This window comes from Gordonia sp. NPDC003376, from assembly GCF_053589235.1.
Genome location: NZ_JBSFRM010000001.1, coordinates 504,012 through 515,979, shown reverse-complemented (window position 1 = coordinate 515,979; position 11,968 = coordinate 504,012). Strand labels below are relative to the sequence as shown.

11 protein-coding genes are annotated in these 11,968 nt (G+C 65.2%); 7 read left to right on the top strand and 4 right to left on the bottom strand.

Going from position 1 to position 11,968, the window contains the following annotated elements; all coding sequences use genetic code 11:
• Positions 1–1,463: 1,463 nt before the first annotated feature.
• On the bottom strand, positions 1,464–2,042 hold the full coding sequence (locus ACWDUA_RS02285; protein ID WP_449749375.1) for a GNAT family N-acetyltransferase: 579 nt from the start codon (positions 2,040–2,042) through the stop codon (positions 1,464–1,466).
• 35 nt (positions 2,043–2,077) lie between these two features.
• Complete coding sequence (locus ACWDUA_RS02280) at positions 2,078–3,520, bottom strand: hypothetical protein (RefSeq protein WP_449749374.1); 1,443 nt, start codon at positions 3,518–3,520, stop codon at positions 2,078–2,080.
• 171 nt (positions 3,521–3,691) lie between these two features.
• On the opposite strand from ACWDUA_RS02280, the gene rpsF reads away from it, so the two are divergent.
• From rpsF to rplI, 4 genes are all read left to right on the top strand, one after another.
• Entirely contained in the window at positions 3,692–3,973 is a 282-nt protein-coding gene (gene rpsF, locus ACWDUA_RS02275; RefSeq protein WP_020793037.1) for a 30S ribosomal protein S6, read from the top strand.
• 138 nt (positions 3,974–4,111) lie between these two features.
• The gene (locus ACWDUA_RS02270) at positions 4,112–4,639 is read left to right on the top strand and encodes a single-stranded DNA-binding protein (RefSeq protein WP_449749373.1); all 528 of its coding nucleotides are present in this window, start codon (positions 4,112–4,114) and stop codon (positions 4,637–4,639) included.
• A 66-nt stretch (positions 4,640–4,705) separates the two neighbouring features.
• Complete coding sequence (gene rpsR / locus ACWDUA_RS02265) at positions 4,706–4,960, top strand: 30S ribosomal protein S18 (protein ID WP_020793036.1); 255 nt, start codon at positions 4,706–4,708, stop codon at positions 4,958–4,960.
• A 21-nt stretch (positions 4,961–4,981) separates the two neighbouring features.
• The gene (rplI, locus tag ACWDUA_RS02260; RefSeq protein WP_020793041.1) at positions 4,982–5,434 is read left to right on the top strand and encodes a 50S ribosomal protein L9; all 453 of its coding nucleotides are present in this window, start codon (positions 4,982–4,984) and stop codon (positions 5,432–5,434) included.
• Between the two features lie 228 nt (positions 5,435–5,662).
• Here rplI and ACWDUA_RS02255 read toward each other — a convergent pair whose 3' ends face one another.
• Complete coding sequence (locus ACWDUA_RS02255; RefSeq protein WP_449749372.1) at positions 5,663–6,325, bottom strand: hypothetical protein; 663 nt, start codon at positions 6,323–6,325, stop codon at positions 5,663–5,665.
• A gap of 498 nt (positions 6,326–6,823) precedes the next feature.
• On the opposite strand from ACWDUA_RS02255, the gene ACWDUA_RS02250 reads away from it, so the two are divergent.
• The 3 genes from ACWDUA_RS02250 (at position 6,824) to ACWDUA_RS02240 (ending at position 11,153) form a co-directional block, all read left to right on the top strand.
• Positions 6,824–10,372 (top strand): replicative DNA helicase, encoded by a 3,549-nt coding sequence (locus ACWDUA_RS02250; RefSeq protein ID WP_449749371.1) that lies wholly within the window; start codon positions 6,824–6,826, stop codon positions 10,370–10,372.
• Between the two features lie 385 nt (positions 10,373–10,757).
• Positions 10,758–10,916, top strand: a complete 159-nt coding sequence (locus tag ACWDUA_RS02245) for a hypothetical protein (protein WP_449749370.1) — start codon at positions 10,758–10,760, stop codon at positions 10,914–10,916.
• Positions 10,917–10,979: 63 nt separating this feature from the next.
• A complete protein-coding gene (locus ACWDUA_RS02240; RefSeq protein WP_449749369.1) occupies positions 10,980–11,153 on the top strand; it encodes a hypothetical protein in 174 nt (57 codons plus the stop codon).
• Between the two features lie 12 nt (positions 11,154–11,165).
• Here ACWDUA_RS02240 and ACWDUA_RS02235 read toward each other — a convergent pair whose 3' ends face one another.
• Entirely contained in the window at positions 11,166–11,843 is a 678-nt protein-coding gene (locus ACWDUA_RS02235) for an IclR family transcriptional regulator (RefSeq protein ID WP_449749368.1), read from the bottom strand.
• Between the last annotated feature and the right edge of the window lie 125 nt (positions 11,844–11,968).

The window sequence follows — 11,968 nt, the reverse complement described above, 5'->3', positions numbered from 1 at the left end:
GACAGTCTCGGGCATGCCTATTACGCGAAGAAACGTGCCGAGGGTAAGAAGTCTCGTGAGGCGATGCGTTGCCTGAAACGGCGACTCGTACGCACAATTTTTCATCGTCTGGTCACCGATCACGCTGCCCGTTCACACACCGAAATCCCGGTTCCAGGAGCAGCCGCTTGACATAGGAGCGATGAGCCGATGAGGAGCGGAGCGACGTAGCCGGTTGTGGCGAAAATGGTTGCGGGGAAAGATGGTTGAGCCGATGAGGAGCGGAGCGACGAGGCGTGTCGAAACCTCCGCCGGCCGAGCTCGGGAACCCGGCGCACGTTACGCAGATTTCGACTCGGGTCCTCGCGATGCTCGGTCCCGGCTCAATCAGCCACTCGCCGTTGGTGGTTGAGCCGGTGAGGAGCGGAGCGACGAGGCGTGTCGAAACCTCCGTCGGCCGACCTCGGGAACCCGGCCACTCCGCAGATTTCGACTCGGGTCCTCGCTTCGCTCGGTCCCGGCTCAATCAGTCACTCGCCGTTGGTGGTTGAGCCGATGAGGAGCGGAGCGACGAGGCGTGTCGAAACCTTCGCCGGCTGATCTCGGGAGGTGTCCACTTCGGAGATTTCGACTCGGGTCCTCGCGTTGCTCGGTCCCGGCTCAATCACCAGCCGATTGGATCGGCTCAATCAGTCACTCGCCGTTGGTGGTTGAGCCGATGAGGAGCGGAGCGACGAGGCGTGTCGAAACCTCCGCCGGCCGACCTCAGGAACCCGGCCACTCCGGAGGTGGTCACCACCCGGCGCACGCTACGCAGATTTCGACTCGGGTCCTCGCTTCGCTCGGTCCCGGCTCAATCACCGAAGTAGCCCCGGCTCGGTCCCGGCTCAATCAGCCACTCGCCGTTGGTGGTTGAGCCGGTGAGGAGCGGAGCGACGAGGCGTGTCGAAACCTCCGTCGGCCGACCTCGGGAACCCGGCCACTCCGGAGGTGGTCACCACCCGGCGCACGTTACGCAGATTTCGACTCGGGTCCTCGCTTCGCTCGGTCCCGGCTCAATCACCGAAGTAGCCCCGGCTCGGTCCTGGCTCAATCAGCCACTCGCCGTTGGTGGTTGAGCCGGTGAGGAGCGGAGCGACGAGGCGTGTCGAAACCTCCGTCGGCCGAGCTCGGGAACCCGGCCACTCCGGAGGTGGTCACCACCCGGCGCGCGCTACGCAGATTTCGACTCGGGTCCTCGCTTCGCTCGGTCCCGGCTCAATCACCGAAGTAGCCCCGGCTCGGTCCCGGCTCAATCACCGAAGTAGCCCCGGCTCGGTCCCGGCTCAATCAGCCACTCGCCGTTGGTGGTTGAGCCGATGAGGAGCGGAGCGACGAGGCGTGTCGAAACCTCCGCCGGCCGAGCTCGGAACGCAACCAGCTCATCCCCTCGCACCCGAACCACGCTGAGCCGCGGCGTCGGAAACCGAAACCGGAACCGGAACTTACGAGATCCGTTCCAGTAATCCGGCTTTCGCAACCGGCCAGTCGTCGTCGACCATCGCATACTGGGCGGTGGTGCGCCATCCGTCACCGAACCGGCGATGCTTGCGGAGCAGCCCTTCGAACTGCGCGCCGAGTTTGACGATGGCAGAGCGCGACTGCGCGTTCTCGGCATGGGTGTGCCACACGATCCGCACCGCACCACAGTCCTCGAAGGCGTGCCGCATCAGCAGGAACTTGGCCGTCGGATTGACCGTCGTCCCCTGAACCCGTTCGGCGTAGAAGGTGTAGCCGATCGCGGTTGCCCGAGAAGTGGCGTCGATGTCGTAGAAGCTCGTCGACCCCACCAGGCGACCGTCGGTGTTGTCGATCACGGCATAGGCCACCCGGTGGTCCGGGTCTGCGAGCGCGGTCTCGATCCACGCGCGTGCGGCGTCGGTGTCGGTGGGCACTCCGGACGTCCAGCGGAACCGATCCGGGTCGGCGGTCACCTGCGCGAGTTCGTCGGCATCGTCGACGGTGAACGGCCGCAAGGTCACCCGCTCACCGGCAAGGGCGCCAGTACCGAGCCAGGAACTCATCATCGTCTCCTCACGGACGGGGATCCCGGGGCAGATCAGACCGGCGCGGGCACCGGCGTCGACTCGGGTTCCTCCGGTGCCGGCCGGCGGCCGATCGATGCAAGCGGCTCCCGCATCCCGGCGCGGACGAACCCGAAGATCAGATAGACCAGCAGCACTGCATGCACCCACACGCCCAGGTTCACCCCGCCGATCACCCACCACTTCATCGGGGCGCCCGAGGTGAGGATGCCGAACAGCCGGAAGATCGTGAGATCCAGGGAGAGGTCGGCGATCAGGTAGGCGACGATGACCGACCAGTGAATCCGCAGCAGCACGAACAGCGGCAGGATCCACAGCGTGTACTGCGGGGAGTGCACCTTGTGGAACAGCATGAACCCGGCCAGCATCGCCGCGCACACGCCGAGCCACGGATACGCCCCGCCGGTGCGGTACACCCGCCATCCCAGGTAGATCGCGAGCGCGAACGACGCGACGATCAGGATCGGTGAGAGCACCCCGACGAGTGAGTTGTAGGTGTCGTTCTGGCCACCGGTGAGATGCCGCAGACCCCAGTACCAGATCGAGTTGGTGTCGACGTCGGCCCGGCGTTTGCCCTGGAACGTCAGTGCCGCCTTCCAGCCGTCGTAGCCGAGGATCATGAACGGCAACTGCACCAGGATCACGGTGATCGCCGCGGCCGCGGCCACCCACACCGCGCCCACCCAGTCGAGTGCCTTGCGGGCGCGGGCGACCACCGGTGCGCCGTCGCCGCGGGTCAGCACGTAGATCGCCAGCGGTAGGACGAAGAACCCCGGATAGAGCTTCAGACAAAAACCGATCGCCAGCAGCACCGACGCGACGATCCCGCTCGTACGGAGACTCCACCGCCGTTCCCCGGTCACCGGATGCAGGCTCGCACCCCATGCCATGGCCGCGACCGCGGCGACGGTGGTGGCCACCACCGGAAGCTCCCAGTTGTGGAAGGCGTAGAGCACCAGCGGCGGTGTGGCCGCCCACCACAGCACGTTCCAGCGGGTCAGCACCGCGAGCATGATGGTGATGGCCAGACCGAACGGTGCCAGCAGCAGTGCCGAATGCTGGAAGAACTGCAGGTCGGTGTGCGCACCGATCGCGCCCAACCACATCAGCAGCCCCGACAGCACCGGGTATTCGACGACGCCGCCGAACAGCTGGCCGTCGGCGCCGATCCCGCCGTGGATGTAGGGGAAGACGTGATTGTTGATGTCGCGTCCGACCCACAGATACATCAGGTCCGAATAGCAGGGGACGATCGCGTTCGGGTCGCCCACCGGCCAGCGGTGACTGCGCCCGTCGGGGAAGTACGGTTCGCCACCGCACGCAGCCTTCACCTGGTATCCCCAGGCCAGCAGCAACAGTGTCAGCAGCAGCGACACCGTCAGGATCAGCACCATGTCCCCGCGGCGCGAGAACGTGAAACGCCCGTACCGATACAGGGTGTTCAGGCCCTCAGACATGGGCTACAGGGTAGGGGGTCGTCGACGTCCCACGCCCGGCCACCCTGGGCGAAGAGGGCGATTTCGCAGGTCAGGGCAACCTCGTGTATCTTGGACGGGTTGCCGACGCAGGCGACCCTCCTGCCGCGGACAGTCCGTGGCCGATGAGCCCATAGGAGGTGATGTGGTCACATGCGTCATTACGAATTGATGGTTATCCTCGACCCGAATCTGGACGAGCGCACCGTTGCTCCGTCGCTGGACACGTTCCTGAACGTGGTCCGCACTGATGGTGGCAAGGTCGACAACGTCGACATCTGGGGCAAGCGTCGTCTTGCTTACGAGATCGCCAAGCACACCGAGGGCATCTACGCCGTCGTCGACCTGAACGCCGAGCCGAAGACGGTCAGCGAGCTGGATCGCCAGCTCAAGCTGAACGAGTCGGTGCTGCGCACCAAGGTCCTGCGGAAGTAATCCACAGGCTTCTTCTGGATGTGCCGAGTTAGTCGGTACCGGGCCCTAGGGTGACACCCATGAGGCCACGATCTGTTCGTGGCCGCAGCCCGGTGCACATCGATCGACGAGTGCCCAACCACGACCAAGGGGAGACACATGGCAGGCGATACGGTCATCACCGTCATTGGCAATCTGACAGCCGACCCGGAACTCCGGTTCACGCCGTCGGGTGCCGCGGTGGCCAACTTCACGGTGGCCTCCACTCCGCGTACCTTCGACCGCCAGACCAACGAGTGGAAGGACGGCGAAGCGCTGTTCCTCCGCTGCAACATCTGGCGTGAGGCTGCGGAGAACGTCACCGAGAGCCTGACCAAGGGCTCCCGCGTCATCGTTCAGGGACGCCTCAAGCAGCGTTCCTACGAAACCCGCGAGGGTGAGAAGCGCACGGTCGTGGAGCTCGAGGTCGATGAGATCGGCCCCTCGCTGCGATATGCCACCGCCAAGGTCAATCGGGCCTCGCGCGGCGGTGGCGGTGGTGGCGGCGGCTTCGGTTCGTCTTCCGGTGGCGGCGGAGGCCGCAGCGGGGGCGGAGCGGCGCAGTCGGTGCCCGAAGATCCCTGGGGTTCAGCACCCGCGAGCAGCGGATCGTCGTCGTTCGGCGGGGACGACGAACCACCTTTCTGATACACACGCGAACTCGTGGAGACGTCCACCCACGCGCGTTCGCAAGCATTTTGACTGGAGCAACACATGGCTAAGCAAAAAGGCCGGAAGGTTCGCGTCGAAAAGGTCACCAAGACCAAGGCGTGCTCCTTCTGCAAGGACAAGAAGTCCGTCATCGACTACAAGGACACCGCGCTGCTGCGTCGTTTCCTGTCCGACCGCGGCAAGATCCGTTCGCGTCGCGTGACCGGCAACTGCGTGCAGCACCAGCGCGACGTCGCCGTGGCCGTCAAGAACTCGCGTGAGGTGGCCCTGCTGCCCTTCACCTCGACCAGCCGATAAGCGGAAGGGAAGAGAACACACATGAAGCTCATCCTGACTGCTGCCGTCGAGAACCTCGGCGAGGCCGGCGATTCCGTTGAGGTCAAGGACGGCTACGGCCGCAACTACCTGCTCCCGCGTGGGCTGGCCATCAAGGCCACCCGTGGCGCGGAGAAGCAGGTCGAGGACATCCGCCGGGCGCAGGCCGCCCGCGAGGTGCGTGGCCTCGAGCACGCCAACGAGATCAAGCAGGCCCTCGAGGGTCTGTCCGGCGTCTCGCTGACCGTCAAGACCCACGACTCGGGCAAGCTGTTCGGTTCGGTCACCGCCGCCGACATCACCTCCGCCATCCGTACTGCGGGTGGACCGGTGGTCGACAAGCGCAACGTCGAGTTCCCCAAGGGCCATATCAAGGCCACCGGCTCGTACCCGGTCGTGGTGAACCTGCACGCCGACGTCACCGCAACCGTCGAGGTTGCCGTCGTCGCGGGCTGACACCTGCACTGACACAACGAAACCCGTCGGGCACACAGTGTCCGGCGGGTTTCGTCGTCATCGGGGTCCTCGAACTCGTCGCCGCACCCGAACCGTTGACCGGGCACCCGATTTCGTTGACCGGGCACCCGAACTCGTTGACTGGGTACCCGATTTCGTTGACTGGGCGCTCGAACTCGTTGACCGGGCGCCTGAATCCGCTGACCGGGCGTCAGCCGGCTACTTCGGTTACTTCGGCGGCGGCGGTGACGCCGGCAGCTGGTTCCAGTACTGCAACCGAGGTGGCAGATATTGGGGGGCGGGATTCGTGCTGTGCGCCTTGGTGTCCCAGGCCGGGAAGTAGAACTTGTGCCAGGCCGGGGTGAAGATCAGCGCCCGTGCCCCGGTGCGGCAGGCGACGGTGTCGGCGCGCGGGACCGTGCAGGTCACCCCGCCGATCGTCACCCGCTGACCGACGGCGAGAAGCGGTGGCCGGAAGCCGGTGATCGAGCCGAACCGGTAGGTCGGTTCACCCAGGCCCGGCTGAACCCACCACGGCCCCTGCTGGTCACCGGCGATCGCCGCACCCAGCGCGTTGCGTGGTGCGGTGGCAGGACGGCCCTGACAGCCGACGTAGCGGTATTGCGGGCCCACCTGACACATCCACCTGCCGGTGGTGAAGAAGGAGCGCCCGTTGTCGGCGTAGGCCAACGAACGGTAGCGGTCGGGATCGACCGGTGTGTACCGGGCGAGGTCGAACTCGACCGGCATCGTGGGGCCCGCAGGCGCGGCCCGCGCGATGGCTGAAGACATGGCGGCGGGAGGCCCGAGGACGATTGTCGCCGACACCCCGACGGTGGCGATCATGCGGGCGACACGGGCCGTGGTTCGGAACCTGTGCACGGTCCTCATTGCAACACAGCCCGGGCCGATTGTGAGTCACATCTCCGCATTCGTCGTCCCAACCGTTGGTCAACCCCGTTCCATGCAGAGTTCATCGGGTGGTCAACAACTGTGAGTTGTCGAGTATCACAACACGCCCGGCATCCCCATTCCCCCGACACGCCGTGGGAACAAAGAAGTCGAGCTTGTGGAATTTGAAAACCTGCCTGAACTGCAGATATGGGAGCCTGCACACCATAATTCCCCAGATATTCCACAGTGGGTGCACAACGCTTCCTGCGCTGCCCACACACCGTCCACAATTGCTGCACAGGTTCATGCACAGGACGGTTTGAGCTTGCGCGACCGCAGCCCCTAAGGTCAGCTCGCAGACCATTGCACACATGTCATGGGAGGGAATCCGGCCCCGTCTTGTCGGAGTCGCGGGGTAATGGTTGATCCCGGTTGCAGGGGAAGAGTCGGTGGCCATCTCGGTGCCGACCGCGTTCGGTGGAAGGTTGGCGTGCAGTGGCTGTTGTCGATGATCGGGGGCACGACGGCGGCTTCGATGCCGGTCGGAACGGTAAGGGCGACTTCCGTGGCAAGGGCCGCAAGGACGAGTTCGACGACGCCGACATCCCGGTGGAGGAGTTCGGCCGGCAGCCGCCGCAGGACATGGCCGCCGAGCAGTCTGTGCTCGGCGGCATGCTGCTGTCCAAGGACGCCATCGCCGACGTGGTCGAGCGCATCCGTCCCGCGGACTTCTACCGCCCGGCCCATCAGGCCGTGTACGACGCGATCCTCGAGCTCTACGGACGCGGTGAGCCCGCCGACGCCGTCACCGTTGCCGCCGAGCTCGAGCGCGCCGGTGAGCTGCGTCGCGTGGGCGGTGCCCCGTACATCCACACCCTGATCTCCACGGTGCCGACCGCGGCGAACGCCGGCTACTACGCCGAGATCGTCGCCGAGAAGGCCATCCTGCGGCGGCTCGTCGAGGCCGGTACCCGCATCGTGCAGTTCGGCTATGCCGGAGCCGACGGCCAGGACGTCGCCGAGGTCGTCGACCGCGCGCAGGCCGAGGTGTATGAGGTCACCGAACGCCGCACCGCCGAGGACTATGTCCCGCTCGAAGAGCTGCTGCAGCCGACCATGGACGAGATCGACTCGATCGCCTCGCGTGGCGGCCTGTCGCTGGGTGTGCCCACCGGTTTCGCCGACCTCGACAAGCTCACCAACGGCCTGCATCCCGGCCAGATGATCATCGTCGCGGCCCGCCCCGGTGTCGGCAAGGCACTCGCCCTCGACACTCCGCTGCCCACGCCCACCGGGTGGACCACCATGGGCCGGGTCGCCGTCGGCGACCGGTTGCTCGACGCGCACGGTCGCCCCACCACGGTCGTCGCGGCCACCGAGGTGATGACCGACCGGCCGTGCTTCGAGGTCGAGTTCAGCGACGGGAACGTCCTCGTCGCCGACGCCCAGCACCAGTGGGTCGCCGACGTCGACGACCAGACCCAGGTGATGACCACCGAGGCACTACGGGGACATGTCGGCAGTGCGGTCATCCGCAACACCCGGCCGTTGGAGCTGCCGCGCCGCAACTTCGCCTACGGGCCCTACACCGTTGCAGCCCTGGCCGGTATGGCCTTCGACGACCCCGAGATCGGGATGCGGATCGACGCCGAGGGGCCCGTCGACGTGATGACGTTGATGGCCGACCTCGGTGGCCGCATTCCGTACGAGTATCTGCGCGGATCGATCGCGCAGCGTCGTGCGCTGCTCGCCGGGCTGCTCGACGCCCGTGCGATCGTCGGCGACGACGGCTGGATCATCGTGCCCGCCGCCACCCGTCACATGACCGAGGTGGTGGCCGACCTGGTGGCCGGGCTCGGCTACACCTACCGCCGTTCGGCCACCGGCTGGTTGCGCGTCGACGCCGACGACGATGTGTTCACCGTCCACCACAAAGCGGTGCGGCACAAGGAACTCCGGCGCCGCTCCGGTGTGCGCCGGGTCGTGTCGGTGCGACCGGTCGAGAGCGTTCCGGTGCGATGCGTGCAGGTCGACAACGACGAGCATCTCTATCTCGCCGGCGAGGCGATGGTACCCACCCACAACTCCACTCTCGCAATGGATTTCCTGCGGTCATGCTCGATCCACCACGGCCTGACCGGCGCCATGTTCTCGCTCGAGATGAGCAAGACCGAGATCGTCATGCGCCTGTTGTCGGCGGAGGCGAAGGTCAAGCTCGGTGACATGCGCGGTGGCACCATGACCGACGACGACTGGACGCGGCTCGCCCGCCGGATGGGTGAGATCTCCGAGGCGCCTCTGTTCATCGACGACTCGCCCAACCTGACGATGATGGAGATCCGCGCCAAGGCGCGTCGCCTCAAGCAGCGCAACGACCTGAAACTCGTCGTGGTGGACTACATGCAGCTGATGACCTCGGGTAAGAAGGTCGAGTCCCGACAGCAAGAGGTGTCGGAGTTCTCTCGCCAATTGAAGTTGCTGGCAAAGGAACTCGAGGTTCCGGTGGTCGCGATCAGTCAGCTGAACCGTGGTCCCGAGCAGCGTACCGACAAGAAGCCACAGGTCTCCGACCTTCGCGAGTCGGGCTGCCTTCCTGGTTCGACGCGGATTCTGCGAGCCGACACCGGTGCCGAGGTGACCCTCGACGAGCTGATGGCATCGGGTGAGCAGCCGCTGGTGTGGTCGCTCGACGAGCGCATGCGCATGGTTGCGCGTCCGATGGTGAAGGTCTTCTCCAGCGGCCGCAAGGAGGTCTTCCGTGTTCGGATGGCGTCGGGTCGTGTCGTCGACGCCACCGGGAACCATCCGTTCATGACCGTCGATGGATGGATTCCGCTCGAGGAACTCGAGGTTGATGACCGTGTGGCGGCGCCACGACGGGTTCCGGAACCGCGGGAAACCGGCGTCATGGCCGAACAGGAGATCGTGATGCTTGCGCACATGATCGGTGACGGGTCTTTCGTGAAGCGCCAACCGATTCGATACGCAAGCGTCGACCAGGAGAACCTCCGGGCGGTGACCGAGGCGGCCGAGCATTTCGGTATCACCGCGGTGCGAGACGAGTATGCCGCTGCGCGGGTCATCTCGCTGCGACTCCCTGCGCCGTACCGGCTGACCCACGGGAAACGAAATCCGATTGCAGCATGGCTCGACGCCCTGGGATTGTTCGGCCTGCGTAGCCACGAGAAGTTCATCCCTGCGCCGGTCTTCGCGATGCCGAACGATCAGGTCGCGCTGTTCATCCACCATCTCTGGGCCACCGATGGGTCCGTTCGGTGGGACGAGAAGGTCGGACAAGGGCGGGTCTACTACGCAACGACGTCGCGCGCGCTCGCGGACGGACTGTCCCAGTTGCTCCTTCGTTTCGGAATCTACACACGGACAATTCGCACCGAGAAGTCCGGTTACCGGGCGTGTTGGCACGTTACGATCACCGGGGTCGAGAACCAGACCATCTTCCTGACCAAGATCGGCGTGCACGGTGCCCGGGGAGTACAGGCGCAAAAGGTCCTGGAGAAGTTGGACGCGATCGAGGCCAACACGAACACCGACACGGTTCCCCGCGAGGTCTGGGGACAGGTTCGGGATCTCTTGCGTGACAGGGGCATGACTCATCGCGAGTTCGCGGCGGCCATGGGATCCCGATTCTGTGGGTCGACGATGTGGAAGCACTCGCCCAGCCGATCGAGGCTGGCACGCGTCGCCCAGGTCCTGGACAACGCTCAGATCGAGATGCTCGCAACCAACGACGTCTATTGGGACCGTGTGGTCGAGATCGAAAGTCTTGGTGTACAAGAGGTTTACGATGGAACCGTGCCAGGGACACACAACTTTGTCGCCAACGGCGTGTCCGTGCACAACAGTCTTGAGCAGGACGCCGACATGGTCATCTTGCTGCACCGTCCGGATGCTTTCGAGCGCGACGACCCCCGCGCCGGTGAGGCCGACATCATCGTCGGCAAACACCGCAACGGTCCCACCGCGACGATCACCGTGGCACACCAACTTCACCTGTCGAAGTTCGTGGACATGGCGCGCGGCTGAATAGTAGTCGTCCCGCTGTTGCGGGTTGCTGAGACCGGACGCGTTGCATTGGACGACGCTGCGAGTGGTCGGGAGTTCGCGAGGCCGATGTTGAGGCTATTGCTGGTAGACCGGCCCGAGTATCGGGGGGCAGCTGTATGGGGGTCGCACCGGTGGATCGATGACCTTGTCCAGAGGTCCATGTCACCGAACATGGCGGGGGTGACCGTGGTCAGCGAGGCAGTATCACCTTCCAACTGGTACGTGGATCGAATGCTGCGGTGAACGATCAAGCCCATTCGTCATGGCAATCTGCGATAGCTCGTAGTCGATCGAGCTCTCCGCGAGAGTTCTTCGCTTCACTGAAAGACGTGGCCTGTCCGGGGTACATCTGGCGATCTCCGATGTGCTTTCTGGCTTGAAAGCTTCTGTAGCACAACAGTTCACCAAGGCATCATGGCGGCGATGTCGAGTACATGACATGGCGGAACCTGCACGGGGCGGTATCGACGAAACCGGCGCCGTCGCGAACCGCGCTGTCAAGACGATCACCGCTGACACCTAACCCGACGACATTGGTGCGCAGCGGGAGCAGGTCGCTGATACGTTGTCTTCGTCGATTCCGAAGGTGGCTGCCATTGTGCAGGACGTCGAGCCGGATGCGGCCTATTGCGCGAAAGCGACGCCGAAGGTCATGCGATCGAAGGCGCTCGTAGTGGTTGGCGAGATTCCCCGGACTGCGACCAACAAGATCGAGAAGTTCAAACTCCACAAGGCATTCCTCGAGCAATCGCATCCATGAGGACCTTGGGGATCAGTCGGAGCTCACCGCGGCGGCCGTGGCGGTGGCTCCGCGCACGATGTCGTCGAGCCGATCGGTGAACCGCGAAGACGGCCCGGCAATCGTGATCACCGCGCTCACGGTCGAGCCGGTGAACAGTGGCACCGACACGGCGCTCAGGTCGGGAAGCGTGTCACCGGTGTTGATCGCGAACCCGTCGGCTTTGACCCGGGAGAGGTCGGCGCGGACGACGTTTCGGTCATCGTCGGACGGAAAGTACTTCTGCAGGTACTTGTTCTGGTACTCCGGCGTCGCATTCGCCAGGAAGCACTTGCCCGCGCTGGTGGGGTAGAGGGGCCGGCGGATGCCGATCGTGGGGTGGTACCGGACCGCTTTCGAGGATTCGATCGCATCGGTGGTGACAAACGAGTCCCCGGCGATCACCACCAGCGTCACCGTCTCGTCGAATTCGAGGCTGAGCGCCTCCATCGCCGATCGGTAGCCACGGTCCATCGGCTTGTGCATCAACAAGGCGCTGACCGCGGGGCCCAGCATGTAGCGGCCGTCATCGGTGGCCTGCAGGTAGCCGGTGGAGACGAGGCCGTGCACCAGGCCGTGGACCGACGACCGGGGTGCATTGAGCGCGTTGACCAGATCGGCGAGCCGCACGCTCGTCGACGATCGGGCGACGTACTCGAGGATGTCCGTCACCCGCGAGACGGTCCGGTGCTCCTGTGATCCCGCTGCCGTCGTGCCTGCCATCTCGACCCAGTTCGTCGTCCGCCGTCGGGAGCCGACTCGGCACCCCGCTGTCCAACTTGTCACCGTAGCCCCTG

What these genes read in the sequence shown, in the direction of transcription:
- ACWDUA_RS02285 (WP_449749375.1), bottom strand. Translation starts at nt 2,042, where the DNA reads ATGAGTTCCTGGCTCGGTACTGGCGCCCTTGCCGGTGAGCGGGTGACC.
- ACWDUA_RS02280 (WP_449749374.1), bottom strand. Translation starts at nt 3,520, where the DNA reads ATGTCTGAGGGCCTGAACACCCTGTATCGGTACGGGCGTTTCACGTTC.
- rpsF (WP_020793037.1), top strand. Translation starts at nt 3,692, where the DNA reads ATGCGTCATTACGAATTGATGGTTATCCTCGACCCGAATCTGGACGAG.
- ACWDUA_RS02270 (WP_449749373.1), top strand. Translation starts at nt 4,112, where the DNA reads ATGGCAGGCGATACGGTCATCACCGTCATTGGCAATCTGACAGCCGAC.
- rpsR (WP_020793036.1), top strand. Translation starts at nt 4,706, where the DNA reads ATGGCTAAGCAAAAAGGCCGGAAGGTTCGCGTCGAAAAGGTCACCAAG.
- rplI (WP_020793041.1), top strand. Translation starts at nt 4,982, where the DNA reads ATGAAGCTCATCCTGACTGCTGCCGTCGAGAACCTCGGCGAGGCCGGC.
- ACWDUA_RS02255 (WP_449749372.1), bottom strand. Translation starts at nt 6,325, where the DNA reads ATGAGGACCGTGCACAGGTTCCGAACCACGGCCCGTGTCGCCCGCATG.